This window comes from Pseudomonas sp. PICF141, assembly GCF_002286815.1.
Classification (GTDB): Bacteria; Pseudomonadota; Gammaproteobacteria; order Pseudomonadales; family Pseudomonadaceae; genus Aquipseudomonas.
In genome coordinates this window covers 121,333-147,222 of the sequence record NZ_MUNM01000073.1, presented here as the reverse complement: position 1 = coordinate 147,222, position 25,890 = coordinate 121,333, and the positions used below count along the sequence as shown (strand labels likewise).

General features: G+C 60.7%; 22 protein-coding genes and 2 pseudogenes. 14 read left to right on the top strand and 10 right to left on the bottom strand.

Annotated features, from left to right (window positions below):
- Nucleotides 1–11: 11 nt before the first annotated feature.
- Nucleotides 12–209 carry a heavy-metal-associated domain-containing protein gene (locus BZL43_RS21320; protein WP_095634131.1) on the bottom strand — a complete coding sequence of 66 codons (198 nt, stop codon included), beginning with the start codon at nt 207–209 and terminating at the stop codon, nt 12–14.
- Nucleotides 210–370: 161 nt separating this feature from the next.
- Between BZL43_RS21320 and BZL43_RS21315 the strand changes: the two genes are divergently transcribed.
- The 3 genes from BZL43_RS21315 (at nt 371) to cueR (ending at nt 3,737) form a co-directional block, all read left to right on the top strand.
- Entirely contained in the window at nt 371–754 is a 384-nt protein-coding gene (locus tag BZL43_RS21315) for a hypothetical protein (RefSeq protein ID WP_095634130.1), read from the top strand.
- Between the two features lie 170 nt (nt 755–924).
- On the top strand, nt 925–3,318 hold the full coding sequence (locus BZL43_RS21310; protein ID WP_095634129.1) for a heavy metal translocating P-type ATPase: 2,394 nt from the start codon (nt 925–927) through the stop codon (nt 3,316–3,318).
- Complete coding sequence (gene cueR / locus BZL43_RS21305) at nt 3,315–3,737, top strand: Cu(I)-responsive transcriptional regulator (RefSeq protein ID WP_095634128.1); 423 nt, start codon at nt 3,315–3,317, stop codon at nt 3,735–3,737. Before BZL43_RS21310 ends, cueR begins: the two co-directional genes overlap by 4 nt.
- A 160-nt stretch (nt 3,738–3,897) precedes the next feature.
- Here cueR and BZL43_RS21300 read toward each other — a convergent pair whose 3' ends face one another.
- Nucleotides 3,898–4,791: a PA4780 family RIO1-like protein kinase gene (locus tag BZL43_RS21300; protein WP_007907116.1), complete on the bottom strand. Its 894-nt coding sequence runs from the start codon at nt 4,789–4,791 to the stop codon at nt 3,898–3,900.
- 444 nt (nt 4,792–5,235) lie between these two features.
- On the opposite strand from BZL43_RS21300, the pseudogene BZL43_RS28890 reads away from it, so the two are divergent.
- Together BZL43_RS28890 and BZL43_RS28885 are read left to right on the top strand one after the other, a co-directional pair.
- Nucleotides 5,236–6,324 (top strand): annotated as a pseudogene (locus tag BZL43_RS28890) (cache domain-containing protein); the annotation flags it as partial.
- 90 nt (nt 6,325–6,414) lie between these two features.
- Nucleotides 6,415–7,182, top strand: coding sequence for a methyl-accepting chemotaxis protein (locus BZL43_RS28885; RefSeq protein WP_371916224.1), 768 nt, complete (start codon nt 6,415–6,417; stop codon nt 7,180–7,182).
- A gap of 170 nt (nt 7,183–7,352) precedes the next feature.
- Here the strand turns inward: BZL43_RS28885 and BZL43_RS21290 are convergent.
- Both BZL43_RS21290 and BZL43_RS21285 read right to left on the bottom strand, forming a co-directional pair.
- Nucleotides 7,353–7,525: pseudogene (locus BZL43_RS21290) on the bottom strand (helix-turn-helix domain-containing protein); the annotation flags it as partial.
- Nucleotides 7,526–7,590: 65 nt separating this feature from the next.
- Entirely contained in the window at nt 7,591–8,868 is a 1,278-nt protein-coding gene (locus BZL43_RS21285; RefSeq protein ID WP_095634126.1) for an acetyl-CoA C-acetyltransferase, read from the bottom strand.
- Between the two features lie 179 nt (nt 8,869–9,047).
- On the opposite strand from BZL43_RS21285, the gene BZL43_RS21280 reads away from it, so the two are divergent.
- Together BZL43_RS21280 and BZL43_RS21275 are read left to right on the top strand one after the other, a co-directional pair.
- A complete protein-coding gene (locus BZL43_RS21280) occupies nt 9,048–10,400 on the top strand; it encodes a 3-oxoacyl-ACP reductase (RefSeq protein ID WP_095634125.1) in 1,353 nt (450 codons plus the stop codon).
- A gap of 2 nt (nt 10,401–10,402) precedes the next feature.
- Complete coding sequence (locus tag BZL43_RS21275; protein WP_095634124.1) at nt 10,403–11,257, top strand: MaoC/PaaZ C-terminal domain-containing protein; 855 nt, start codon at nt 10,403–10,405, stop codon at nt 11,255–11,257.
- A gap of 143 nt (nt 11,258–11,400) precedes the next feature.
- Here BZL43_RS21275 and BZL43_RS21270 read toward each other — a convergent pair whose 3' ends face one another.
- Both BZL43_RS21270 and BZL43_RS21265 read right to left on the bottom strand, forming a co-directional pair.
- The gene (locus BZL43_RS21270) at nt 11,401–11,811 is read right to left on the bottom strand and encodes a response regulator (protein ID WP_095634123.1); all 411 of its coding nucleotides are present in this window, start codon (nt 11,809–11,811) and stop codon (nt 11,401–11,403) included.
- A gap of 69 nt (nt 11,812–11,880) precedes the next feature.
- Nucleotides 11,881–12,105, bottom strand: a complete 225-nt coding sequence (locus BZL43_RS21265) for a Flp family type IVb pilin (RefSeq protein ID WP_095634122.1) — start codon at nt 12,103–12,105, stop codon at nt 11,881–11,883.
- A 325-nt stretch (nt 12,106–12,430) separates the two neighbouring features.
- Here BZL43_RS21265 and cpaB point away from each other — a divergent pair, with 325 nt between their 5' ends.
- From cpaB to BZL43_RS21240, 5 genes are all read left to right on the top strand, one after another.
- Entirely contained in the window at nt 12,431–13,360 is a 930-nt protein-coding gene (gene cpaB / locus BZL43_RS21260) for a Flp pilus assembly protein CpaB (RefSeq protein WP_095634121.1), read from the top strand.
- Between the two features lie 89 nt (nt 13,361–13,449).
- Nucleotides 13,450–14,655, top strand: a complete 1,206-nt coding sequence (locus tag BZL43_RS21255) for a pilus assembly protein (RefSeq protein ID WP_095634120.1) — start codon at nt 13,450–13,452, stop codon at nt 14,653–14,655.
- Nucleotides 14,652–15,932: a CpaF family protein gene (locus tag BZL43_RS21250; protein ID WP_095634119.1), complete on the top strand. Its 1,281-nt coding sequence runs from the start codon at nt 14,652–14,654 to the stop codon at nt 15,930–15,932. The genes BZL43_RS21255 and BZL43_RS21250 overlap by 4 nt, the downstream gene beginning before the upstream one ends.
- A gap of 11 nt (nt 15,933–15,943) precedes the next feature.
- Nucleotides 15,944–16,828, top strand: coding sequence for a type II secretion system F family protein (locus BZL43_RS21245; protein ID WP_095634118.1), 885 nt, complete (start codon nt 15,944–15,946; stop codon nt 16,826–16,828).
- Nucleotides 16,825–17,715 carry a type II secretion system F family protein gene (locus tag BZL43_RS21240; RefSeq protein WP_095634117.1) on the top strand — a complete coding sequence of 297 codons (891 nt, stop codon included), beginning with the start codon at nt 16,825–16,827 and terminating at the stop codon, nt 17,713–17,715. The genes BZL43_RS21245 and BZL43_RS21240 overlap by 4 nt, the downstream gene beginning before the upstream one ends.
- A 164-nt stretch (nt 17,716–17,879) precedes the next feature.
- On the opposite strand, the gene BZL43_RS21235 is transcribed toward BZL43_RS21240, so the two are convergent.
- The 3 genes from BZL43_RS21235 to BZL43_RS21220 all read right to left on the bottom strand — a co-directional run bounded on the left by BZL43_RS21235 (nt 17,880) and on the right by BZL43_RS21220 (nt 20,387).
- Nucleotides 17,880–18,257, bottom strand: a complete 378-nt coding sequence (locus BZL43_RS21235) for a DUF6124 family protein (RefSeq protein ID WP_095634116.1) — start codon at nt 18,255–18,257, stop codon at nt 17,880–17,882.
- Between the two features lie 758 nt (nt 18,258–19,015).
- The gene (locus tag BZL43_RS21225; protein ID WP_095634115.1) at nt 19,016–19,804 is read right to left on the bottom strand and encodes a response regulator transcription factor; all 789 of its coding nucleotides are present in this window, start codon (nt 19,802–19,804) and stop codon (nt 19,016–19,018) included.
- 112 nt (nt 19,805–19,916) lie between these two features.
- Nucleotides 19,917–20,387, bottom strand: coding sequence for a prepilin peptidase (locus BZL43_RS21220; RefSeq protein WP_095634114.1), 471 nt, complete (start codon nt 20,385–20,387; stop codon nt 19,917–19,919).
- A gap of 75 nt (nt 20,388–20,462) precedes the next feature.
- Between BZL43_RS21220 and BZL43_RS21215 the strand changes: the two genes are divergently transcribed.
- Together BZL43_RS21215 and BZL43_RS21210 are read left to right on the top strand one after the other, a co-directional pair.
- Complete coding sequence (locus tag BZL43_RS21215) at nt 20,463–20,903, top strand: TadE/TadG family type IV pilus assembly protein (protein WP_095634113.1); 441 nt, start codon at nt 20,463–20,465, stop codon at nt 20,901–20,903.
- A complete protein-coding gene (locus BZL43_RS21210; RefSeq protein WP_095634112.1) occupies nt 20,900–23,677 on the top strand; it encodes an ATP-binding protein in 2,778 nt (925 codons plus the stop codon). The genes BZL43_RS21215 and BZL43_RS21210 overlap by 4 nt, the downstream gene beginning before the upstream one ends.
- On the opposite strand, the gene BZL43_RS21205 is transcribed toward BZL43_RS21210, so the two are convergent.
- A complete protein-coding gene (locus tag BZL43_RS21205; RefSeq protein WP_095634111.1) occupies nt 23,647–25,629 on the bottom strand; it encodes a pilus assembly protein TadG-related protein in 1,983 nt (660 codons plus the stop codon). The two genes, BZL43_RS21210 and BZL43_RS21205, sit on opposite strands and share 31 nt — an antisense overlap.
- Between the last annotated feature and the right edge of the window lie 261 nt (nt 25,630–25,890).

The following is a 25,890-nucleotide window of genomic DNA, read 5'->3' as shown; positions in this document are numbered from 1 at the left end:
TATTAAAAAACTCAGGCCAGTTTAACGCCATAACCCTCTTCGCTGATCACGGCGATCACCTGAGCGGCCGTCAGCGCACTTTCAACGCCGACTTCTTTTGCCGCCAGATCAATGCGCACGCTGGCCGCGGGATCCTTGGCTTGTAGCGCCTGGGTGATGGCCTTGACGCAGTGACCGCAGGACATGCCTTCAACATTGAACACTTGCATGGGACAACTCCTTGAATGAAGCCCTTTAATGAGGGTTGCAGGCAGTCTCGAGCTTGCCACCATGGCAAGGTCAAGTTCTCAAGCAAGCTGCCGGGCTGGCAATCGGTGCCGTGCTCGGCCAAGCTGCGTCCATCTATGACTCGACATCAGGAGATTCAGCCATGCGCTGGTCAGCTCTCAGCCTGTTTGGCTTCCTCAGCCTATTTGCCGCGACACCTTCGGTTCAAGCCGCCGGAGAGGACTACGGCGTGCTGATCATATCCCGCGAGCGTCTGGAAGTGTCGACTTCCTGTGAGATCGGCGTGTACATCCACGATCAGCTATCGGCGCGACTGTTCCAGGAACAGAGTACGTCGTTCAACCTGGCGCCGGGCAATGTGTCCCTGCGCCTCAAACTGCTGCCGGGCCAGGCACCGGGTTGCAACCCGGGCATGCTCGCGCCGGGGTCGCAGAACATCACGCTCAAGGCCGGGGATGTGTTGAAGTTCCGGATTGCGATGACGCAGGAAGGGATGTACCTCAAGCCTGCGGCCCTCGAGTATTGAGTCGTCTGTAAAAAGATCGCAGCCTTCGGCAGCTCCTACATTGACCGCGTGTTAACCCGATCCCGTAGGAGCTGCCGAAGGCTGCGATCTTTTGATCTGAGACATGGCACTTGACCTTGCCCGCATGGCAAGGTTGATCCTGTAGGCAATTTCTACAGGGAGCGTGACCGATGTCCGAATCCACCACCTTCGATCTGCCGATTGCCGGCATGACCTGCGCCAGCTGTGCGGGCCGTGTCGAGCGGGCCTTGAGCAACGTCATCGGCGCCACGGCCGTCAGCGTCAACCTGGCCACCGAACAAGCCCGGGTTCAAGCGCCCAGCGACAGCCTGCCGGCCTTGATGGAGGCGGTGCAGCAGGCCGGTTACAGCGTGCCCCAGCAAACCCTGGAATTGAGCATCGACGGCATGACCTGCGCGTCCTGCGTCGGCCGCGTCGAACGGGCGCTGACCAAGGTGCCGGGCGTGAAGAGTGTCAGCGTTAACCTGGCCAACGAACGGGCGCACCTCGAACTGCTCGGCCAGGTCGATCCGCAACCCCTGATCGACGCCGTGACCAAAGCCGGTTACTCCGCCAGCGTCTGGGAAGTCGAACACCCGCAAATCGACAATCAACAACAACGACTGCACCGTGAACGCTGGGCTTTGTTGGCGGCTATCGCCCTCGCTTTGCCGCTGGTGCTGCCGATGGTGCTGCAACCTTTCGGCGTGCACTGGATGCTCCCTGCGTGGGTGCAGTTCGCGCTGGCGACGCCAGTGCAGTTCGTCTTCGGCGCGCGCTTCTATGTCGCGGCGTGGAAAGCCGTGCGCGCCGGTGCCGGCAACATGGATTTGCTGGTGGCCCTGGGCACCAGCGCCGGCTATGGCCTGAGTGTTTACGAGTGGGCCACCGCTGCCGGGCGCATGCCGCACCTGTATTTCGAAGCCTCGGCGGTGGTGATCGCGCTGGTGCTGTTGGGCAAATACCTGGAAAGCCGCGCCAAGCGTCAGACCGCCAGCGCCATCCGCGCCCTTGAAGCCTTGCGTCCGGAGCGAGCCATTCAGGTGATCGATGGTCGCGAGCGGGACGTTGCGATCAGCGCTTTGCGCCTCGACGATCTGGTCCTGGTCAAACCCGGCGAACGCTTCCCGGTGGATGGCATCGTTGTGCAAGGCCAGAGCCACGCCGATGAAGCACTGATCAGCGGCGAGAGCCTGCCGGTGCCAAAACAGCCGGGTGACAAGGTCACCGGCGGCGCCATCAATGGCGAGGGTCGGTTGTTGGTTCAAACCTTGGCGCTCGGCGCAGAAACCGTGCTGGCGCGGATCATCCGCCTGGTCGAAGACGCGCAGGCGGCGAAAGCACCAATCCAGAAACTGGTGGATAAAGTCAGCCAGGTGTTCGTGCCCGTGGTGCTGCTGATTGCGCTGGCGACCCTGATCGGTTGGTGGCTGTACGGCGCGCCACTGGAAACCGCACTGATCAATGCGGTCGCGGTGTTGGTGATCGCCTGCCCTTGTGCACTCGGGCTGGCCACGCCGACGGCCATCATGGCCGGCACCGGTGTGGCCGCCCGCTACGGGATTCTGATCAAGGACGCCGAAGCGTTGGAGCGCGCCCATGAAGTCAGCACGGTGGTGTTCGACAAGACCGGCACGCTGACGTCGGGTACGCCGCGCATTGCACATCTGAGCGCCCTCGAAGGTGACGAAGCCGCCGTGCTGCAAATGGCTGGTGCGCTGCAACGCGGCAGTGAACATCCGTTGGCCAAGTCAGTGCTGGATGCCTGCGCCGAACGCGGCCTGAACGTGGCGGATGTCAGCGACAGTCAATCGCTGACCGGGCGCGGCATTGCCGGCAATCTCGAGGGACGGCGATTGGCTTTGGGCAATCGGCGCCTGCTGGAAGAAAGCGGCCTGAGCGCCGGGCCATTGGCCGACTCTGCAACCGCCTGGGAAACCGAAGGCCGGACCCTGTCCTGGCTGATCGCACAAAGCCCTGAACCGAGAGTGCTCGGCCTGTTCGCTTTCGGTGACACGCTCAAACCCGGCGCCCTGCAAGCGGTGCAACAACTGGGCGCACGGAACATCAGCAGCCACCTGCTGACCGGTGATAACCGCGGCAGCGCCAAAGTGGTCGCCGAGGCACTGGGCATCAGCGATGTCCACGCCGAAGTATTGCCGGCGGACAAAGCCGCCACCGTCGCGGCCCTGAAAAAAACCGGCGTGGTGGCAATGGTCGGCGACGGCATCAACGACGCACCGGCCCTCGCCGCGGCAGACATCGGCATCGCCATGGGCGGCGGCACCGACGTCGCCATGCACGCGGCCGGGATCACTCTGATGCGCGGCGACCCACGGCTGGTGCCGGCGGCGCTGGAGATCAGCCGCAAGACCTACGCGAAGATTCGCCAAAACCTGTTCTGGGCCTTCGTCTATAACCTTATTGGTCTGCCACTGGCGGCGTTCGGCTTCCTCAACCCGGTGCTGGCCGGCGCAGCCATGGCGTTGTCGAGCGTCAGCGTGGTCAGCAATGCGTTACTGTTGAAGACCTGGAAACCCAAAGACCTGGAGGACGACCAATGAACATTGGCCAAGCGGCCCGCCAGAGTGGCCTGAGCGCGAAGATGATCCGTTATTACGAATCCATCGGTCTGCTCAAGGCGGCTCATCGTACCGACAGCGGCTATAGGGTCTATGGCGACGACGATCTGCACACCCTGGCGTTCATCAAGCGTTCTCGGGATCTGGGCTTTTCACTGGAAGAGGTCGGCAAATTGCTGACCCTCTGGCAGGACCGTCAGCGCGCCAGTGCCGATGTGAAAGCGCTGGCCCGTCAGCACATCGACGAGCTGAACCAGAAGATTCGCGAACTCGGGCAATTGCGCGACACCCTGCAAGACCTGGTAGAACATTGCCACGGCGACCATCGCCCGGACTGCCCGATCCTCAAGGAGCTGGCATCGGGTTGTGGCGAGGGGGCTTGCCCCCGTTTGAGTGCGTAGCGCTCACAAGATCTTTGGTACATCAGAGATTCTGGGGCTGCTTCGCAGCCGAACGGGGGCAAGCCCCCTCGCCACAGAGTATGTGGTTCCCAGCGTTTGAAGATTTCAGAGCCAGGCAACCACAAAAAACCGGCCGAAGCCGGTTTTTTTTGGTTGCCGATCACTGCATCCAGGGCGGAGGCGGTTCTTCGGCTTTGCTCGGTGGCGCGTCGTCCGCAGCGCGGATCGCTTGCTTACGCTCTTCATCGAGACGGGCCGCCTCGATTTCGCGCATGATTCCGCCGACGTCGGCCAGCTCTTCCGGCTCGTCGAACTCGCCGGTCAATACACTGGCCGGGTGCAAGGTGCCGGCTTCATACAACGCCCACATTTCCTTGGCGTACTTGGTGCGTTTCAACTCCGGTGCAAAGCGACCGAAGTACGACGCCATGTTGCCCACGTCACGTTCCAGCATGTTGAACGCGTGGTTGTTGCCCGCCGCATCCACTGCTTGCGGCAGGTCGATGATGACCGGGCCGGTTGGCGTCAGCAGCACGTTGAACTCGGACAGGTCACCGTGCACCAGACCGGTACACAACATCAGCACGATCTGGGAAATCAGAAACGCGTGATATTCGCGCGCCTGGTCAGGCTCCAGCACCACATCGTTCAGACGCGGCGCGGCATCGCCGTACTCGTCGGCCACCAGTTCCATCAGCAGCACGCCTTCGAGGAAGTCGTACGGCTTGGGGACGCGCACACCGGCACCGGCCAGGCGGAACAACGCCGCTACCTCGGCATTCTGCCAGGCGTCTTCGGTTTCTTTCTTGCCGAACTTGGAGCCCTTGGCCATCGCTCGAGCCTGCCGGCTGTTGCGCACCTTACGGCCTTCCTGATACTCGGCCGCCTGACGAAAACTGCGTTTATTCGCCTCCTTGTAGACCTTGGCACAACGCAGCTCGTTGCCGCAGCGCACCACATAAACAGCTGCTTCTTTACCACTCATGAGTGGGCGCAGCACCTCGTCGACCAGACCGTCCTCGATCAGGGGTTCAATGCGTTTTGGAGTCTTCATCAGCTTTTATTGTGGGTCCTTTATTACCAAACACGCGAAAGTCATTCGTTATACGGCAATCCTTGCATTCGCGGGAGGGGTTGCCGACCTATGAACGTTCCCATGAACATCGAGAAGCACACAATGTGCCGGATTAATCGTGCACCACTCATTGACCGCCCGGGATCATAGCTGAGCCTGCGTCGCTTGTTGACGAAGGGCTACAGGGGCATTTGCGACAGAATCTGACACGAATCCCCTACCCTTCGCCGGATTTTTCTCAACAGGCCTCAATTTCCCCGTTCCTCAGCCGAAGTCATTAGAGAGAAAAGGAATTGTCCGACAATCGCCCCGACAACGATAACAAGGGCGCACTCAAGGATCGGGGTATCTAACGTTTTCGGCTGCCAATAATCCGCGAGTCATCTGCACTGCGTGGGCCTACAAGAAAAAACTGGAGTGCGGATGAACATCAAACAGAAATTGACCTGGGCGTTTGCAATCATCGCCTGCTTGCCCGTGGTGCTGGTCGCCACCCTCGTGGTGCTGAATTTGCGCAGCGATGCCAAGGATAACTTTGTCGACGGCAGCGGCCGGGAGATTCGTCAGGTCAGCAATGCCATGCAGCTGTTTTTTGACGGCATCAGCCAGAACGTCGATTACCTGGCCACTCAACCGCTGATCAAGAACTCCGACGACAGCCTCAAGACCTACATGAGCGCCAACGCCGAGAGCATTCCCCAAGGCGAGCCGGACAAAAAGATCTTCGCCCTCCTCCAGGACCTGGGCAACAGCCACCCGGCCTACGCCTATGCCATCCTCGGTACGGCAGCGGGCGGTTACGTGTCCTGGCCGGACGATGCGAAGCTGAACAATTACGACCCACGCCAGCGCCCCTGGTATAAAGCCGCGCAGGCCAAACCCGGCAAGCCATTGCGTACCGAGGCCTATTACTGGGCTCAGGATGACGCGACCTACGTCAGCACCGTGCGTACCATCGATAACAAACTGGGCAGCAATGGCGGTGTGGTCAGCATCGACGTGACGCTCAAGCAGCTCACCGAAATCGTCAAACAGATCAAACTCGGCGAAACCGGCTACCTGATGCTGGTGGAAAACACCGGCAACATACTGGTCGATCCGAAGCAACCAGCAAACAACTTCAAAGCCCTGACCAGTCTGGGCGACGGTTACGCGCAACTCGCCAAGGCGGGTAAAGGGCTGGTGGAAGTCGAGCTCAACGGCGAGCGCTACATGGCCAACGTCTGGCCGTCGGAACAATTGGGCTGGACCTTTATCGGCTTGATCAAGCAGACCGAGGTGATGAGTTCAGCCACTCAACTGACCTGGCTGATCGCGATCATCGCGGCGGTACTGGCAGTGTTCTTTGCCATCGTCGGCGCCAGTTTCGCCAGCCTGATCGTGCGGCCGATCCGCAGCGTGGCCAGCGGCCTGGAAGGCATCGCCCAAGGTGAAGGCGATCTGACCCGGAACCTGCACATCCGTGGCAGTGATGAAACCGCGCAACTGGCCAACTGGTTCAACCAGTTTCTGGCGGCGATTCGCAACCTGATTCAAAGCATCGGCGGCGCCGCGACCAAGATCCTCGCCACCTCCCAGAGCTCGACGCAGGTCTCCAGCGACATGGCCGAAGCCGCCGGGCGCCAGCGTGAAGCGGTGGATATGGTGTCCACGGCGTTTCACCAAATGGTCGCCACCGCCAACGAAGTCGCACGCTCCTGCAGCCAGGCCGCCGAGTCGGCCGACAGCGGCCAGCGCCAGGCGCGCGAAGGTCAGCAGCAGATCGATGCCGCAGTGAGCAGTGTCGATCGCTTGAGCCAGGAAATCGAACAATCGGCGCAATCGATGCAACAGCTCGAGCGCGATAGCAATGACATTCAGTCGATCCTGGGGACCATTCGCTCCATTGCTGAACAGACCAACCTGCTGGCGCTGAACGCCGCCATCGAAGCGGCCCGGGCCGGTGAACAGGGTCGTGGTTTTGCGGTGGTGGCGGATGAAGTTCGCGCCCTGGCCAAACGCACTGCCGACTCCACGGCGGAAATCGACGGGCTGCTGGGCAACCTGGCCAAACGCACCAGCCAGGTGACCCAGCAAATGCATGCGAGCCTGGAAGTGTCGCAGCAATCGGTGACCCGCATCGGCGAAGCGCGCAGCAGCTTTGGGCAGATTCGTGAGTCGGTCGATGTGATTCGCGACATGAACACTCAAATCGCTACGGCGGCAGAGGAACAGCACCAAGTGGCAGAAGACATCAATCGCCACATCAGCCAGATTCACGGCGATGCGCAGTTGGTGGCAGAACTGGCGAACTCGGCGCGGCTCGATTCCCAGAGCCTGGCGGGGTTGTCGAATGAGTTGGATGGGTTGGTTCGGCGGTTCAGAACCTGATATCCAAGAACACCGCAGATCCAGTGTGGGAGCGGGCTTGCTCGCGAAGACAGATTGTCAGCCAACAGAGATGTTGAATGTGCTGGCCTCTTCGCGGGCAAGCCTCGCTCCTACAGGTTTTGTGTCGGATGCGATCCCTGTAGGAGCGAGGCTTGCCCGCGAAGGCGTCATCACTGCCTGAACAATTCCCCCGGGGTAAACCCGAACACCCCTTGAACGCCGCAATAAACGCCGACGTCGAGTCGTACCCGCAAGACAGCGCAGCGCGGGTCACGCTGTTCTCATCCTCCAGCAAACTCAGCGACGACAGCAGCCGCATGCGCTGGCGCCAACCGCGGAAGCTCCGGGGCAGTGGCAGGGAAAACCCCACCTCCCGCGCGGCACTGCTAAACCCCCAGCAATCAGAAATCAGCGCTCGATAATCGCCGTCACGCCCTGCCCGCCGGCGGCGCAGATCGAGATCAAGCCTCGGCCCTTGCCCGCCGCATCCAGCAGCTTCGCCAGGTTGGCAACGATGCGCGCACCAGTGGCGGCAAATGGATGCCCGGCGGCCAGTGAGCTGCCCTTGACGTTGAGGCGGCTGCGGTCGATGGAGCCCAGTGGCGCGTTAAGGCCGAGACGGGTTTTGCAGAACTGCGGATCTTCCCAGGCCTTGAGTGTGCAGAGCACCTGCGCGGCGAACGCTTCGTGGATTTCGTAGTAATCGAAGTTCTGCAAGGTCAGGCCATTGCGCGCCAGTAACCGCGGCACGGCATATGCCGGCGCCATCAACAGGCCTTCGGCCCCGTTGACGAAATCCACCGCTGCCGCCTCGCCATCGCGCCAATAGGCGAGGATCGGCAAGCCGCGCTCGTTCGCCCATTCCTCACTGCCCAGCAATACCACCGACGCACCATCAGTGAGTGGCGTGGAATTGCCTGCGGTCAAGGTGCCCTTGGCGCTTTTCTCGAAGGCCGGTTTCAGTGAGGCGAGTTTTTCCAGGGTCAGGTCCGGGCGCAGGTTGTTGTCCCGGGTCAGGCCGAGGAATGGCGTCATCAAATCGTTGTGCCAGCCTTCGGCGTAGGACGCGGCCAGTTTCTGATGGCTTTGCTGGGTCAACTGATCCTGCTCGTCACGCGGGATGCCCCAGGTCTGGGCCATCAATTCACAGTGTTCGCCCATCGACCGCCCGGTGCGTGGCTCGCCGATGCTTGGAAAGTCGGGCATCAAATGGCGGGGGCGCAGTTGCAGGAAGGTTTTCAGTTTGTCGGCGGTGCTTTTGGCGCGGTTGGCCTGCAGGAGGAGCTTGCGCAGGCTTTCGTTGACCCCGATCGGCACGTCCGAGGCGGTGTCGACGCCACCGGCAATGCCACATTCGATCTGACCCAGGGCGATTTTATTCGCCACCAGCAACGTCGCCTCCAGCCCAGTGCCGCAGGCTTGCTGGATGTCGTAGGCCGGTGTCATCGGCGACAACCGCGAGCCGAGCACGCATTCGCGGGTCAGGCCGTAATCGCGCAAATACTTGAGCAGCGCACCCGCCGCCACTTCGCCCATGCGCACACCGTGCAGGTTATAGCGCTCGATCAGGCCTTCCAGCGCCGCGGTTAACATCGCCTGGTTACTGGCAGTGGCGTACGGCCCGTTGGACCGGGCAAAGGGAATACGGTTACCACCGATAATCGCGACGCGGCGCAGCTGAGTCATGAAAAAGCTCCTTTTAATCAACTATGAACACCAAACCCCGCGGGAGCGGGCCTGCGCTCCCCGAAAGTCCCATTACAAACTAACCTGCAATGATCAAGCGTAGGCCGTATCTCGTGGGTTGAGCGACTAATTGCCATTCATGGTCCACACTTTTAACCCCAACTACCGGAGCGTGATCCATGTCTGACCGCTATATCGACTTCGCCAATTCGTCCATCGGCCATCGTGTGGTCGGTGCCCTGGGTCTGCCGTCGCCGGTACGACTGGAACGCTGGCAAGCAGGCCGATTGCGGCCTATCGAGGGGGCGTTGTTGATTGGTGGCGGCCCGCTGACAGAAAAGGTCAGCAGCCTCGCCAACCGCCTGACCGACACGATTTACAGCTATGGCGCCGATCCGACCCTGGCCACCGCGTGGATTCCCGGCCACGGCCAGAAACTCAAAGCCGTGGTGTACGACGCCAGTGACCTGGTGCAGGTCGATCAGTTGAAACAGCTGCGCGAGTTCTTCCAGCCGCTGATGAAAAACCTCGATCACCATGCGCATCTGGTGATTCTTGGCCGGGCGCCAGAGACCTTGAGCGACCCGTTTGCCGCCAGCGCACAGCGTGCGTTAGAAGGTTTCAGCCGTTCGCTGGCCAAGGAACTGCGCAGCGGCGGCACATTGCAGCTGATCTATGTCGGCGAAGGCGCCGAAGATCAACTGGAAGGCCCTCTGCGGTTTTTCCTCTCGCCCAAAAGCGCGTTCATTTCCGGACAAGTCATTCGCTTGAAGGCATGCGAGGCGCAGGTGATGGACTGGAGTCGCCCCCTGTCAGGACGCAAGGCGCTGGTGACGGGCGCGGCGCGCGGCATCGGCGCTTCGATCGCCGAAACCCTGGCCCGCGACGGCGCCGAGGTAATTCTGCTCGACGTACCACAGGCCAGGAGCGATCTGGAGGCCCTGGCCGCCCGCCTCGGCGGGCGCGGCATCACCCTGGACATTTGCGCCGAAGACGCCGCCGCACAATTGATCGAACACTTGCCCGACGGCATCGACATCGTGGTCCACAACGCAGGCATTACGCGGGACAAAACCCTCGCCAACATGACCCCGGAATTCTGGGACGCGGTGCTGGCGGTCAACCTCAACGCGCCGCAAGTGCTGACCAAGGCACTGCTCGACAGCGGCACCTTGCGTGACAACGGCCGAGTGATTCTGCTGGCGTCCATCAGCGGCATCGCCGGCAATCGCGGGCAAACCAATTATGCCGCGAGCAAGGCCGGGCTGATCGGTCTGGCCCAGGCCTGGGCGCCGCTGCTGAGTGAGCGCGGCATCAGCATCAACGCCGTGGCGCCAGGGTTCATCGAAACCCAAATGACCGCGAAGCTGCCCTTCGGCTTGCGCGAAGCCGGGCGACGCATGAGTTCGTTGGGTCAGGGCGGCCTGCCACAAGACGTCGCCGAAGCCGTGGCCTGGCTGGCACAACCAGGCACCGGAGCGTTTACCGGACAAGCGTTGCGCGTGTGCGGGCAAAGCGTGTTGGGAGCCTGACCATGACCACCCACTGGCAAACACTCGAGAGCGAACCGGGCTTGCAAACGCTGTATGTGAAGGCGGCAACGCGCCGCAAAATCACCGGCACCACATTGCCCGAGCTGGGTTATCACTGCTGGGTCAATGTCGATCCACAACGCCTGGAGGCGTATCGAAAAGTCTGTGGTTTCGCCGACAACGGGCTGCTACCACCAACGTATCCACATATCCTGGCGTTTGCCTTGCAAATGCAATTGCTCACGGCCAAAGCGTTTCCGTTTCCGCTGCTGGGGCTGATTCACTTGAGCAATCGCGTCCGTATCTTGCGCCCCATGGGCGGTGTGCACCGGGTACGGGTCAGCGTGAACGTGCAGAACCTGCAACCCCATGCCAAGGGTGCGACGTTCGACCTGGTGACGACGCTCGACGACCAGTTGGGCGTGCTGTGGGAGGCGCAAAGCCAGATGCTCTGTCGCGGCGTCAAACTGGAAGGCGAGCCGGTCGAGGACGCGTTGGCATCGACGCTGTCGCTGACCGAAGTGGCCCACTGGAAAGCACCCGCGGACATTGGCCGCCGATACGCCAAGGTGTCTGGAGACTACAACCCGATCCACCTGAGTGCGATCAGCGCGAAACTCTTCGGTTTCCCTTCCGCCATTGCCCATGGCCTGTGGAACAAGGCCCGCACGCTGGCAGCCCTGAGCGATCATTTGCCGACGGCCAATGTCGAGATTGCAGTGCAGTTCAGGAAACCGGTGCGCCTTCCCAGTGAAGTGACGCTGATGTCCAGCGCGCCGGGGTCCAGCGGGGATTTTCAGTTGATGGGCGCGGGAGAGCTGGAGCATATGGTGGGGCAGTGGCGACCTGTTGCCTGATGGTTTGGTCTGATCGCTCCCCTGCTTGGCGTGGAAATGCAGCCCGGGACGCTCCGCGTCCCAGAAGCCGAACGCAGAGCGTCCGTAGACGCGTTCCCACGCGGAGCGTGGGAACGATCAAACGCAGAGCGTCCGCAGAGGAATCAGGAACTGACCAAATCCCGCGGCTGCGGAAACAAATTATTCAACGTCTCCAACAACCGCACGTGATAAATCGGCTTGCGAAACAAATCCAGCACCTGCAACCGCAACAGATCACTCACATCGTCCATATCCGCATGCCCCGACGTCACAATCACCGGCAAATGCTGACGGGCCGTATGCTCACGCAAGCGCTTGATCAATGACATGCCACTTTCCTCCGGCATCCGCAGATCAGTAATCACCAGCGCAATATCAGGATGACGCGTCAAATGCAGCAGAGCGTGTTTGACCGACGTTGCCGTAAAACAAGTAAAGCCCTCGCCCTCGAGCAACTCCGCCAGTTCCAGCAACGTATCCTCCTCATCGTCGACCAGAAGCAGCTGTTGGCGTGGCAGCGCGGGAGCATTCATAAATAAACACCTGCAATGGACCAAGCGTTGACGTTAGAACCGCCCTGGCAGGTTAGCAAGCTGTCGGCATCAAGGAGTAGGAGCAGGAGCAGGAGGCACCAGCGAATCCCGGAGCACGGTAAAAATATCGGTTACCGCTCCCGAGATAGGTTCCATGAACACCACCAATGCAACCGCTGCCATGCCCGCAATAATCGCGTATTCGATACCCGAGGCCCCCTCCGTATCTTTGGCCAGGTCTTTGAACAAATGGATTTCGGATTTGATCTTCTGAACCACTTTAGTAAAGGACATGACGTGTCTCCTATGACAGGAGAGTGTTGCACGGCCGCAACATGATTCCCCTATGCCAGCATCAGCATTGTCGGCAAACCCCGGACCAACAACTGTAAGAACCTATTAATACTTAAGTAGTAATCGGTTCACCGACGTCATAAAACAGGGCTTTTGGCTTCAACCCGTTACTTTGGGTCAGATATTTACCGACCAGTAATGGCTTTTTGCTTTACCTGCGCTACCGTCAAATAGCGAAATAGTTCCATGTTCATCGCTGCCTGATTGCGAAGTCATCTCATTAGAACTCTTGGGGGCGTTACGCAGCAGGAAAGGGAGAGCCGTCATGAACAGTCGCGTCACCATGGGCCTGGCCGGGCTGTTTCTGGTAGGCGCCATCATTGCCGGTTACTGGGGGCTGGCATTGAGTCGCCAACCGGCACCCGAATCCAGCGCGCAATCCGGCACTTTATCGCCCCCGATACTGGCGCCAGCAGACGACCCGACTCGCCAGCCAGTGGTTGTGCTGTTGCGTGACATCGCGCCGTTCGAGCAAATCAGCGCCGCCGACGTGACGCTGGAAAAACTCCGTACCGCCCCGGCCGGCAGCCTGTCACGTCTCGATCAAGCCATTGGCCGTACGCCCTGGCGCACACTGACTGCCGGCAGCTGGCTCAATGATGAGAGCTTCGAAGCCGGCGGTGCGCTGGCGCGAATGATCCGCCCCGATGAGCGTGCCCTCGCCGTGGCGGCGGATGACGTGGTCAATGTCGGTGGTCAACTGAGCCCCGGCGACTATGTCGACGTCTTGCTGTTTCTGCGCATGGACACCAACAACCTCCAGCAATCGGCCCAGGTGGTGATTCCGGCGTTGCGGGTGCTCGGTGTCGGTGATCAGTTGGGGCTGATGAACGATGGCCTGCCTGCCCACCCGGCGCGCAGCCACGAGGAGCGACTCAAGCAAGACCAACTGCGCGCCAACGCTCGCACCGTTTTGCTTGCCGTCCCTGAACCCCTCTTGAGTCGCCTGATGCTCGCGGCTCAGGTCGGGGTTTTGCGCCTGGCCGTGCGCAGCGCCGAAGAAAAACGCCTGAACCAATACTGGGCCGGCAACCGCGACTCAAAAGCGAGCCTGGCCAGTGCCCATCGCGAACTGGTGCAATTCAGTCAACTGGCCCTGGTCGGCACCCCCAAACCCGCCACGGGCGTTGCCGCACCGCGCAAGTCGAGCGTGGAAGTCATCCGCGGCAATGAAATCACCCAACAAACACCCTGAAACCAGCGAGGACGCTTCTCCATGCGCAGACGCTTCACGCGGTACTTTTTCGTCAACGGCGGCTTCGATACATGCGGTGGGTTATCGCTATGAGCCAACCTCAGAACCTGAGCCAGACGTTCCTCGCGATCACACGCAACAGCACCGACTTCGAGTGGCTGCAAGGTGCGCTTGCCCCTTTGGGCCGGGTGATCAGCGCCGGTGGCGGCAACCTCGATGAACTCTTGACGCTGGTGGACGTGACCTTCGCCAGCCTGGTGTTCGTGGGTCTGGACCGGGAGCATGTGGTGGCCCAGAGCGCGTTGATCGAAGGTGCCCTGCAAGCCAAACCGATGCTGGCGATCGTCGCCTTGGGCGACGGCATGGACAATCAACTCGTGCTCAATGCCATGCGTGCCGGCGCGCGGGATTTCGTTTCTTACGGCTCACGTTCCAGTGAGGTAGCCGGGCTGGTGCGACGCCTGAGCAAACGCCTGCCAGCCGTGGCGCCGAACACGCAACAGAGCCAACAAGGCGGCCTGACCGTACTGTACGGCGCGCAGAGCAATGCCGACGGCGCGTTGCTCGCCAACCACCTGGCGCACGTAGTGCAAAAGAGCGGTCAGCAGACATTGTTGCTGGACCTGGGCCTGCCACGTGGCGACAGCCTTGCGTTGCTGGGGCTGGAGAGTTCGTTTCATTTCGGCGATGCATTGCGCCATCTGCGGCGCCTGGACGCGACGCTGATCGACAGTGCCTTCACCACCTGTGACGCGGGGCTGCGAATTCTCGCCTACGCCAGCAACGACGAACCGCTGGAACAGACCAGTGCCGCCGAGCTGTACATGCTGCTCAGCGCCTTGCGCCAGCATTTCCAGCACGTCGTGGTGAACCTCACTGGCCAGTCGGACAGCGAAGCGTTGCGTACCTTCGTCAGTCATTGCGACAAGTTGCTGTGGTACACCGATCAGAATGTGCTCGACTGCCGACGCAACCTTGAAGTGCTCGGCCGCTGGCGCGAAAAAGGCCTCAAGCTCGACCACGCCAGGTTGCTGGTGGACCGCTATCTGCGCAACGTTGCGCCAGACTCCGATACCTTGAGCAAAAGCTTCGGCATGGAGGTCATGGCGGTCCTGGTCTACAGCCCCGAAGTGCGACTCAACGCCAAGAATCAAGGGCTGAGCCTGTTCGAACTGGCCCCGCGCGAAAACCTGACCCAAAGCCTGCGCGCCCTCGGCGAACGCCTGGCCAAACGCTCCGAAGAACTGGACAAACCCAAGGCCGGCTGGTTCGACCGATTGAGGGGCGCGCCATGAGCGGCGAAAAACTCTTTGGCGCGCCCTCGCACAGGCCGGCCGGCCATACCGACCATGAAGGCCTGAAGCTGGTGCTGCACCGCTACATCATCGACGCCATCGAAGAGTCCGGGAAAAACCTGCTGGAAGGTTCGCGGCAAATGTTGTCGCAGTTCGTCATCGACAAAGTCGCCGAATACATCGCCCGTCTGCACCTGGCGATTTCCCGTTACGAGATGGAGCGACTGGCCGAGGAACTTGTCGACGAGCTCACCGGTTTCGGTCCGCTGGAGGTGTTGCTGCGTGATTCAACGGTGACCGAAATTCTGGTCAACGGCCCGCACCGGGTGTTCGTCGAACGCGAGGGGGTGCTGCACCTCAGTGACCTGCGCTTCATCGACGACCACCACGTCGAGCGGGTGATGCAACGGATTCTCGCGCCCCTGGGTCGACGGCTCGACGAGTCTTCACCGATGGTCGATGCGCGCCTGCCCGATGGCAGCCGGGTCAATGCGATCATTCCGCCCATTGCCCTCGATGGCCCGTGCCTGTCGATTCGAAAATTCCGCAAGGACATGCTCAAGAGCTCCGATCTGATGGCGATGCAAACCATCGATCAGGCGATCTATGAGTTTATTCAGGAGGCCGTGGGCAAGCGCTGCAACATCCTTGTCAGCGGCGGTACCGGCACCGGCAAGACCACGTTGCTGAACATACTCAGCCAGTTGATCGCCCCTCACGAACGCCTGGTCACCATTGAAGACGTGGCCGAACTGCAACTGGGCCATCCTCACGTGGTGCGCCTGGAAACCCGACCGCCAAATGCCGAAGGCCACGGCGAAGTGAAGGCCAGCGACCTGATTCGCAACGCACTGCGGATGCGCCCGGACCGGATAATCCTCGGCGAAATTCGCGGTGTCGAAGTGGTCGACGTGCTCACGGCGATGAACACCGGGCACGACGGTTCCATGAGCACCCTGCACGCCAACAACGCCCAGGATGCATTGTTGCGCCTGGAGACCCTGGTGGGCCTGACCGGCCGCACCATCGCCGAACGCACCCTGCGGCAAATGATCTGTGCCGCGCTGGACGTGGTGATTCAGTTGACGCGCCTGCCCGATGGCCGCCGCTGTGTCAGTGAAGTGGTGGAGGTCGTGGGTATTCGGGATGACGTGTATGTGACCAATACGCTGTTCCGCTTCGACCGACGCACCGGTTTCGGTTTTCTGCGTGAGGCGGCCAACCCCGCCGGCGACAAGCTGCGTCGCGAATCGGCGCTTTCTCCCTTATCGCACTAAAGGATCACGGCATGCTCAAACCGGCGCTGCTCATCCTGATTTGCCTGACATTGCTGGGCGTGTCGATCCGTTTGTTCTACAACGGCCTGCGCCAGACCGGCATCGATCGAACCCTCGGTCGCTTGATGCAGGGGCAACCGCAACGGATGGTGGCGACATCATCCTGGGCTGGCCTGGAACGGGCCTTTCTACGCGCCGGCCTCGGCCGTCCCACCGAGCGCCTGAGGTTGTGGCTGTTGCTCTGGGCCGTGGGCATTTTGCTCGGGTTTGCCCTCGCCAGCTGGATCGGTTTACTGGTGTTTTTGCTGGCACCGCCCCTGGCGCTGCGGCTGTACATCAGTTGGTGCTACCAGCGCCGGCTCAAGCGCATGATCGAACAGCTGCCGCCCATGCTCGATCACACGGTGCGCAGTCTGAAGTCTGGACGCACCCTGGCCGATGCAGTGCTGGTCGCCATCGACGCCGCCGAAGACCCACTGAAAAACGCCATGGGCCGGGTTCAGCGCAACGTGCACCTGGGCGTGAGCCTGCCTGACGCCGTCACGGACTTCGCCGAACTGTACGAGAAAGACGAGTTTCGCTTGTTCGCGCTGGGCCTGAAGGTCAATCACCGCTACGGCGGTAATGCCAGTGAGCTGTTTGAGAACCTGATCAAAATGGTCCGCGAACGCGACCTGGCTGCCCGCCAACTGCGCGCCATGACGGGCGAAACGCGCATCACGGCGATGGTGCTGGCGCTGATGCCTGTGGGGCTGGCCGGCTACTTCTTGATGTCCAATCCGAAATACCTGCTCGCCATGTGGAACAGCAGCTCGGGGCAAATGATGCTCGCGACCGCGTTTGGCCTGCAGGTGGTGGGTTGCCTGGCGCTGTGGCGCATGTTGCGTAGCGTATGAAAATAGCCCTGCTGATTAGCGCACTGTTGTTTCTCGGGGCTACGCTGTTGCTGCTCAGTGGGCTGCTGGACCAACATCGACGCGCTCGCCAAGTGGCTCAACGCCTTGACGGCAAACCGCTGAGCGACCATCGCGTCAGTCACTGGTTGCAAGCGCTGGGCAACAGCCGCATCGGTCAGCGCTCGGTCAAACTGGACAACGAAACCCAAATATTACTCAACCGCCTCGGCTGGCGCAGCGCTCGGCAACGCTCGCTGTTCGCCGCCTGCCAGATCGGCATACCGGTGCTTGCGTTGATCCTGAGTGTATTGATTCAGAGCGTGTTCTTTACGCAGGTGAACAACCCTTGGGTCACCCCGGCCTTCGCCACCGCCCTCGGTTATTTGCTGCCCAAACGCTTGCTGGCCATTGCCGCACACCGTCGACAAAAACAACTGGCGATCGAGATTTCGACCTTCATTCCACTGCTGCGCATCCTGTTCGAATCCGGCATGGCGGTGGAGCAGTCGTTGCGAGTGCTAAGCATCGAAGGCAAACAATTACTGCCGGCCCTGACCCATGAACTGCGCCTGATATTGACCCGGGTCGATTCCGGCCTGGAACTGGGCGAAGAACTGAACAAGGCCACCCAGTTACTGGCGGTGGACGAGTTCACCGACACCTGCGTGATTCTTCAGCAATTGATCCACCAGGGCGGCGGCGCCATGAAATCGCTGCTGGGGCTCAAAATGCTGCTCGATGACCGGCGCCTGACACGCTTGCAGGAATACATCTCCAAAATGTCCGCGAAAATGTCCGTGGTAATGATGTTGTTTCTGTTCCCGGCGCTGCTGATCGTACTGGCCGGCCCCAGCTTCAGCGCATTGGCCCGGGCTTTTGGTCGTTGAAAGGCACCGCGGCGATCCCTTGTGGCGAGGGGGCTTGCCCCCGTTGGGCTGCGAAGCGGCCCCAAAATCTCAGATATACCAAAGATCTTGTGAATGCTACGCACTCAAACGGGGCGATGCGGCGTTCCGACAAGCCCCCTCGCCACAGTCGCTTCTACAGGGGATCAGCTGTGTGGCGCAGGTTTTGGTATGGCAACGTTATCCAGCATCCGGTTCACCGCCAGTTCAGCCAGCATGACGATCTGTTGAATCGCCATCGCGGTGTGCCGGTGCGGCCCTTCCAGATACCCCGCAAAATCACCCGCCATCACACTGGCCTGGGCCAACGATTCACAGGTGTGGGCCAACAGGTCTTCGTCTTTGATATCCGGCGCGACCATATACATCGTGCTCGGCTTGCGGGCCGCGGGGGATTTGAGGGCGGAGGGGTTGAGGTAGTGATCGAGCGCGCGGTTAGCGGCGTCGTGGAGTTTTTTCGAATCGAGGGATTCGTAGGGGGAAACGTTGTCGGTTTCTGGGGGATTCGGGGTTGCTTTGAACATGATTACACCTCTGGGATGAAATGGAGCCACTTCCAAAATTGCCGCGATGCAATTTGGGGTGGCAGCTGTACGCGGGTTCGCGGACCGATCCCAGAGGCATATCTCGGCATACCCGAAGGTATCCCGCGCACAGTCGCCATGACACGAAACGACAGACACCCAAAAGTGTTGTTGTTCGGTGGAGCGATTATGCCTCAAGAATCGAGCCGCGACGCCCGGACGCTGAATTGTCAGCGACGGACAAAGGCTAGAGACGCAGCGTCCGACGGGCAACCTGAAAAGCATGTGGGAAGGTTCTGATGTTTTTACTGATCGATAAACATCATTGCCTGTGAGGCAGCCATCGCGGGCAAGCCCGCTCCCACAGTGGAGCGGCGTACCCCCGCCCCTCACCACTCAACAGGCCGAGCGTTAGCTCGCCTGCAGCTTTTGATCTGGCTTTTGATCTTGATCCACCCGCCCCTTCGGGAGGCTGAGCGCAGGTGTTCATCTGGGGATTGGCGCGCAGCGCCGTTCGACGCAGTCGAACCCATCGCATGTAGGTCGTAGCGAAGCAGACCGTAGGGCGATGCCCCCAGATGGATACCGGAGCGAAGGAACGCCGAGCCTTAGCGAGGGGCCGGACGCTTGGGGCGAGACCTTTTGGTTCCTTTTGGGGCGTCTGCCAAAAGGGACTCGCCGTAAGGGCGAAACCCTAAGCGGCCGTTACCGCAGAAATGGATATGTACACCGATGAAACAGCGTACACCCGAAAAAACTCAGTGCGCAGTAAGCCGCCGCACACCCGCATTCCCCGGCGACAACGCCAACGCCACCTGCGTGCGGTTATGCATGTGCGTCAACCGCAACACCTGCGACACATAAAGCTTCACCGTGTTTTCGGTAATCCCCAACTCACAGGCAATCTGATAATTGGTCTGCCCCTTGCCCACCAACCGCGCCACCTCCAGCTGCCGTGGCGACAGCTGATTGAAAACCGCCGGCATCTGCACCCGCTCCGCCTCACTGAATGCACCCTCAGCCGAATCCGGCAAAGGCACAGAGGACGGGCCCCGACGAACCTTGTCCAGATCCTGATACAACTCGTCGATCGATTCGCAAAGGTACTGCAGCTTCTGACTCAAATGCCCCAACTGCAGGTTTTTCTGCCGCTCCTGCAAGACCACTTCCTGGCGCTGCAAACCTTCGAGCAATTCATCCAGATTAATCGGTTTTTGATAGTAGTCAGCGAACCCGGCGCGCAAGGCCTTGATCACATCCTGCTTGTCGGCGTGACCGGTGAGCATGATCGCCTCGAATGCCCGGTGTTTGCCGGACAACTGTTGCAGTGCCTGGACGAGTTGAATGCCATCCATGTCAGGCATCTGTAAATCACAGAGCACCAGACCGATATCCTCGTACTCGGTGAAACGCTCGATCGCCTGCTTGCCGCGATGACAAGGAACACAGCGATAACCATTGCGCTCAATGAACTCGCACAGTTCTTCGACAACCAATGGCTCGTCATCCACCACAAGGACTTTTATTGCCGAAATAAGCTTGTTCACGTGTCACTCCAGGCTGACCGTTGCCGTACCCACTTCCAAAGGTTGTACAGCAACTGTTTTGAAAGTAGACGCACTTTTGAGCGGTGTACATAGAACGAGTATTGCCCGGTAACTAATGCAGCCAGACCAAAGTCAACAACATGCCCACCAATACGAACGGCGCAAAGGGCTGCTTTTTTGACGTTCCAGGCCCCAGGTAACGAAGACGCTGCCTAAGCCCTTGCCCCATATACAGCCAGAGTCTTGGCGCCAACAGCACCCACAATGCACTGGCCAATCCGGCGCCGATGAAGCCGCCGAGCAGGTGCATACCGTCCGTCGCAAGCCCCAGCGCCGCCATCAGTTTCACGTCGCCCGCCCCCAGGCGTTTCAATGCATAACCGGGCAAGGTGAAGGCCAGTGCCAACAACAAAGCCCAGCCGCCCTGCACCGCCTCGGCCCCCAGCCACGTGGTGCCCGTCCCTAACAGATAGGTCAGCGCCAACGTACCTGCGCCAAGGGTCAGGCCATTGGCGATGTGCCGCTCCCGAACATCCTGTGCTGCGCAGAGCGTCAGCCAGATAAGTAGGACAACGTTCTGCATCCGGTAAAAAACGTCCGTTTTGGCTGAATGATTCTATGCTGATACTACGTCGTGATGGTCAGGGTAGACGCACTCATGAAAACAGGCCTCCCCCGCAAACAAAAAGGTGCCGTGGCGATTGAGTTCGCCTTGGTGTTCATTATCTTTTTCGCCGTGTTTTATGGTCTGGTCAGTTACAGCCTGCCGCTATTGCTGATGCAATCATTTAATCAATCGACAGCCGAAGCGGTGCGCCGTAGTGTGGCGCTGGACCCGGGCACCGCCAATTACGACACCGCCGTCACCAACATAGCCACCACTGAACTGACCCGGCAGCTGGCCTGGATTCCCGCCGCGCTGAACTTCAATGTGGCCACCGATGCCAGTGCCACCTACATCGGTGGCGTGCTGACGGTCACCATCAATTACCCCACCAGCAAATTGAACCAGGTGCTGCCATTCCTGGTACTGCCGGGGATCGGTTCGGTGCCCGATCTGCCCGCGACCCTCACCGCCCGATCGAGCCTGCAATTTTGAGTTCCGGGGACAAGCTCTTCGGGCGCCTGCTCAACCGCCAACCGCCACAGACTTCGCACAGCGCCGACACTGCGGACATCGCCAACGTACAACGTGTCGGTTTGCAGTTGCATCTGAATGAAGAGGGGCGAGTGGTTCAGCTGACCGGTCCGCTGCGGCATCTGCTGGCGCAACAAGTACCTGGCGCGCAGGCACCGCATCTGCTCGATTACCTCATGCCCCATAGCGGCCTGTCGGTCGAAGGCGCGCCTGCCGAATGGCAGGGACAGAGCCTGGACCTGGATTTTTTCAGCATCGGCGAACAACCACTGCACCTGCGTGGCTGGGTGCAGCCGTTGGGCGAAAACTGGCTGTTGCAGTTGATCGACATCGGCGACTTGTTGCTCGAACGCCGACAAGCGCGCAGCCGCGAACAGTGCCAGTTAATCGCGGCGCAGATCAGCGAACAGTTGCGTTTGTGCAGCCTGACGCGTTTGTCTGGCGTGCTGGCGGAGCAACTGCAAGGCCTGGCCCAGCGCTTTCAGATCCCGTGCATCGCCATGGCCTTGCTCGACGAACAGGCGGAAGGCTGGCTGATCCACCAGCATTACGCGGCCTTCGATGCGCCCCTATTGTGGGAAATCGATCAACGCTTGGGCACCAGTCTCGACAGTTTGAATGGCTCCGCCCCTCAGCCACTGATCCCCAGCGAACACCCACGCCTGCAAGTCATCTTCGGCAATGCCGAAGGGTTCGCGGTGCCTTACCACAACGCCTTGGGCGTGGTGGCCTGGTTGCTCTGTGGTTTCTACCCGGTGCAACAGCGTGCCCCGGATCTGAGCGATCGCGACTGGTTGCAACTCACCGCCGCTTTGGCCGGCCCGCTGCTTGAGCGCTTGCGCGAGCATCAGCACCATCTGCAACTGGAGCGGCTGGAGTCTTTGCAAGCCTTGCTCGGCACCGGCTGGTGGGAGGTCTTCAGCGACACTGGCGAGGTGCAATTGGCGCCGTCACTGGCCAACACCTTGAACCTTGCGAGCACGCGTTTACCGCTGCATGACTGGCTCGAACAGATCCACCCCGCCGACCGTGAAGAGCTGACGATTCGCCTGCAAACCTTGCAGGACGAAGGCGCGCCGTTGCTGCTGTGCGTGCGCCTGCATCGCACCGACACGGCACAAACGCCGATCTGGTATCGACTGCAAGGCCAGGCCCTGGGCAGCAGCCGAACCCGGCGGCTGGTGGGTTTCATGCTCGACATCAGTGACATCAAGAATCAGGAGCAGAACGCCGCTGCCGCCCATGCCCGGCTGGACAACCTGATCGCCAGTTCGCCGGCGGTGATCTACGTGCAGCGCTATGTCGACGGTGCCCTGCAACCGACATTTTTCAGCGACAGCCTGTTGCCACTGCTCGGTTGGTCACTCGCCGATTGTGCCGCCGGCGCGCTGGTGGAACGGGTTCATCCCGAGGACCGCGACGGCTATTTCGAACGCACCCGACAATTGCTGCGCGAAGGTTCAGTGCGTGCCCGTTATCGGCTGCGCGACAATCGCGGCGATTACCACTGGCTGCTCGACGAAGCCAAACTGTTGCGCGACGACCTCGGGCTGCCGGTGGAGGCCGTGGGATTGTGGCTGGATGTCACCGAAGCGACCTTGGCTGCCGAGAAAGTGAAACAGAGCGAAGAGCGCTATCGGATCCTGGTGGAAGACTCCCCGGCGATGATCTGCCGCTACCTTCCAGACCTGACGCTGACCTTTGGCAACCGCCCGCTGGCGACCTATCTGGAATGCCAGCCCGAGCAACTGCCGGGGGTGAACCTGGGCAGCTGGATGTCGCCGGGACAGCGCGAAGCGTTCCTCCAGCGGCTCAGTCGACTGAGCCCGGAGTTCCCGGTCAGTACTGCGGAAATCAACCTGCAATTGCCGGGACGGGAACATGCATGGTGGGTCTGGTCGGATCGCGGGGTGTTCGACGAGCAGGGTCGTTTGCTGGAGATTCAAGCGGTGGGCCGTGACAACACGGAAGTCCGGCGCGCCCAACAACAGCTCACCCAGAGCGCGAAAATGGCCACCCTCGGCGAAATGGCCACCGGGCTGGCCCATGAATTCAATCAGCCGCTGAACGTGATACGCATGGCCATCGTCAATGTGCTCAAGCGCCTGAACAATGGTGATGCGCAAATCGATTACCTGACAGACAAGCTCAACCGCATCGACGCACAAGTCCAGCGAGCGGCGCGGGTGGTGGATCACATGCGGGTATTCGGCCGGCGTTCGGAGATCGAACAACACCCGTTCAATCCGGCGCAAGCCATCGAGGGCACGCTGGCGCTGCTGTCCGAAGGCATGCGTGGCAAAGGGGTCGAGCTGCGGGTCAGCCAGACCGGGTTCGACGTGCAGGTGCGCGGTTACGTCGATCAGCTGGAGCAGGTGTTGATCAACCTGATGGTCAATGCGCGGGATGCGCTGCTGACCAAACGTGAGGCCGACCGGGCGTTCAAACCGTGGATCTCGGTGTACGCCGAACGCGATGAAGCGTCGGTGCGATTGTGGGTCGAGGACAACGGCGGCGGTATCGATCCGCGGCTGCTGGAGCGGATTTTCGAACCCTTCTTCACCACCAAACCGGTGGGTGTCGGCACCGGGCTCGGGTTGTCGGTGAGTAACGGCATCATCGCCAACATGGGCGGTAAGCTGACCGTAAGAAACTCGACCGAGGGCGCGCGGTTTTGTATTGAGTTGCCGATTGCCACCGACGATCAGATCACCAGCGTCGCGCGCCCCGAATGACAACTGAGATTGGCGCCGACGTCGACCTTGTTCAAATCGATCCCCAGGCTTAACAACAACGTGTTGATCAAACTGTCGAGCAACGGGTTCAGCACGCTGTCGATCGCACTGACCAGCAAGGTGGCCACGCTGCTCAGGATCGTCCCCAGTCCGTTGACGAGACTGCCTGACGGGCCATACATGTCCACGTGAATGTTAAGCGGGGTGTTGAGCAGGTTGCTGACAATACTGCTGGTGGTGAACGAATAGTAGAACGGTGGCTGGCTGATTTCTGGCAGGCTGCTGGCGGGTGGCGCGGAATAGACGTGGGCCATATTGGCGTTCGCCGCCACGCTGGTGTCGGCCACAATATTGATGCCGCCCCCCACGCCGGGCACACGGGGATCGCAGGTGATGGGCAAGAACAAAAGCCTGCGACAGGTTTTGATTCCGATGTCGATTACCTTCAACGGCTGCACCGTGACTGTCGGCGGTGCGGTGTTGCTGCCGAACATGCTGGCCGCATCGATCCGGCCGATTTTCAGGTCCACCAGTGATGTACGGGTGCGGGTGGTCAGGGTTTTGTTGGTGTTATTGACGCAGCTGTAGGCCGTGACGTAACTGCTGGCGCTGGCGACGTCCAGCGCCACATCGAGCCGTATCGGCCCCGGCAACACGATGACATCGGGTGTCTGGCAGGGCACGCCCAAGGCACAGGTCAGTGAGTCGAGCACCTCCACCAGGTCGAGATTGAGCAAGGCGTTGAGGGTGTTGGTCAGCGGTCCTGCCAGATCGGTCACCGCATTGACCAGCGCCGCAATGGCGTCGAGCGCCGGCAAGTCGATCGACAGCAAGGTGCGTACCTGCGCGGTTCTCACGTAAATCCGGTCAGGTCCCAATGGGTTCAGGGCTGCCTTTTTCGGATTGCCGATCGCTGAGAGTTGCGGTGGTTCCAGCACCTGCACCCGAGCCGTGATGTGTGCCAGCCCCGCCAGATCGATCGGCAGTGTTGCCACCAGACCGTTTTCCTTGTTGGCCAGTTGCACGATGCCCTCGATCAGGTCGAACACGCTCACGTTCGTCGCCAATGCCGACAGGTTGCTGCCATTCTCGACGTGCAACAAATTGCCCAGCACCACGGTCGTTGAACCCGCGGCAACCTTGAGTGCCTGCAGACCGACGATGGTCGCCGTCGCACCAAGCGTACCGTTGGGGTCCAGCACATTGACGGCCGTCTGGATCAACTGGCTGACGGCCACCGAAGTGCCCAACACCTGGCTATAACCGGCGGCGTTGACGCCGAGGTCAACCTTCAGTCGATCGAGGTAACCGAGCAGGCTGATATGGCTGTTCAGCAACCCCTCCCACCCTGCCACGGAGAGGTTCAGATGGCCGCCCAATAAACCACCGAACAGCGCATTGAGGGTATCCGACTTGCTGGAGTCGACACTCAGCACCGTAGTGCGCAGGGTCAGCGATGCCAGCGGTGGCGGCAACGCTGCGACGGCGGTCGCGGTCAGGTTGAAGGTCGCCCCGGCCGAAGCGCCGCCGAACAGCGCGCCAATACCGCCGGCGATACTTTGCAGGACTGAATGACTGGCGCTCACCCGAATGGCTTCGCTGCTGCTCGGATCAGCCGTAAAAACCCGGAGATTATTGGCGTCCAGACTCAAGGTGCCGCAGGCTACCGCCAGGCTGCGGGAGGAGTCGGGAAGGGAGAAGTCGTTGCGGTTGGCACTGGCAGTGGCATAGGCGGTAGCGGTGGCACCCACGGCGCAATCACCGTTGCGCGTGGCAGCCTCCAGCGCGGCCATATCCGCCACTCGTTGCAAGCTGCGTTTTTCCAGGTACAGGCGGCCGCTATCGACCACGACCAGCAAGAATACCAAGGCCATGCCCAGTGTCAGCACCGCCATCAATCCGATCGCTCCCCGTTGCCGGGCCGGGTTACGAAACTGCGAGCAGGGAGACATGGCGCACTCCTTTGCCGGCGCATCGCCGAGGGTTACCTCCATTGGTGAAAAGCAGTGTAGACAAGGGTCTGCGAGATTGCTGGCAACTCGCCACCCCAGACAACAAAACCCAATGTGGGAATGGGCTTATTGTGGGCTTTGTGTGACGACAAAGAGCCTGTAGGAGCGAGGCTTGCCCGCGAAGAAAACACCGCGGTTTTTCAGTCACTACGCGTTATCGTTCTTCGCGGGCAAGCCTCGCTCCTACAGGGGCTATGGCGT

Bases quoted from the DNA above. Each gene is read 5' to 3' on its own strand.
- BZL43_RS21235 (WP_095634116.1), bottom strand. From the start codon at position 18,257: ATGTTCAAAGCAACCCCGAATCCCCCAGAAACCGACAACGTTTCCCCC.
- BZL43_RS21310 (WP_095634129.1), top strand. From the start codon at position 925: ATGTCCGAATCCACCACCTTCGATCTGCCGATTGCCGGCATGACCTGC.
- BZL43_RS21265 (WP_095634122.1), bottom strand. From the start codon at position 12,105: ATGTCCTTTACTAAAGTGGTTCAGAAGATCAAATCCGAAATCCATTTG.
- BZL43_RS21300 (WP_007907116.1), bottom strand. From the start codon at position 4,791: ATGAAGACTCCAAAACGCATTGAACCCCTGATCGAGGACGGTCTGGTC.
- BZL43_RS21205 (WP_095634111.1), bottom strand. From the start codon at position 25,629: ATGTCTCCCTGCTCGCAGTTTCGTAACCCGGCCCGGCAACGGGGAGCG.
- BZL43_RS21285 (WP_095634126.1), bottom strand. From the start codon at position 8,868: ATGACTCAGCTGCGCCGCGTCGCGATTATCGGTGGTAACCGTATTCCC.
- BZL43_RS21250 (WP_095634119.1), top strand. From the start codon at position 14,652: ATGAGCGGCGAAAAACTCTTTGGCGCGCCCTCGCACAGGCCGGCCGGC.
- BZL43_RS21240 (WP_095634117.1), top strand. From the start codon at position 16,825: ATGAAAATAGCCCTGCTGATTAGCGCACTGTTGTTTCTCGGGGCTACG.
- BZL43_RS21245 (WP_095634118.1), top strand. From the start codon at position 15,944: ATGCTCAAACCGGCGCTGCTCATCCTGATTTGCCTGACATTGCTGGGC.
- cueR (WP_095634128.1), top strand. From the start codon at position 3,315: ATGAACATTGGCCAAGCGGCCCGCCAGAGTGGCCTGAGCGCGAAGATG.
- cpaB (WP_095634121.1), top strand. From the start codon at position 12,431: ATGAACAGTCGCGTCACCATGGGCCTGGCCGGGCTGTTTCTGGTAGGC.
- BZL43_RS21215 (WP_095634113.1), top strand. From the start codon at position 20,463: ATGAAAACAGGCCTCCCCCGCAAACAAAAAGGTGCCGTGGCGATTGAG.
- BZL43_RS21270 (WP_095634123.1), bottom strand. From the start codon at position 11,811: ATGAATGCTCCCGCGCTGCCACGCCAACAGCTGCTTCTGGTCGACGAT.
- BZL43_RS28885 (WP_371916224.1), top strand. From the start codon at position 6,415: ATGGCCGAAGCCGCCGGGCGCCAGCGTGAAGCGGTGGATATGGTGTCC.
- BZL43_RS21275 (WP_095634124.1), top strand. From the start codon at position 10,403: ATGACCACCCACTGGCAAACACTCGAGAGCGAACCGGGCTTGCAAACG.
- BZL43_RS21320 (WP_095634131.1), bottom strand. From the start codon at position 209: ATGCAAGTGTTCAATGTTGAAGGCATGTCCTGCGGTCACTGCGTCAAG.
- BZL43_RS21255 (WP_095634120.1), top strand. From the start codon at position 13,450: ATGAGCCAACCTCAGAACCTGAGCCAGACGTTCCTCGCGATCACACGC.
- BZL43_RS21315 (WP_095634130.1), top strand. From the start codon at position 371: ATGCGCTGGTCAGCTCTCAGCCTGTTTGGCTTCCTCAGCCTATTTGCC.
- BZL43_RS21280 (WP_095634125.1), top strand. From the start codon at position 9,048: ATGTCTGACCGCTATATCGACTTCGCCAATTCGTCCATCGGCCATCGT.
- BZL43_RS21220 (WP_095634114.1), bottom strand. From the start codon at position 20,387: ATGCAGAACGTTGTCCTACTTATCTGGCTGACGCTCTGCGCAGCACAG.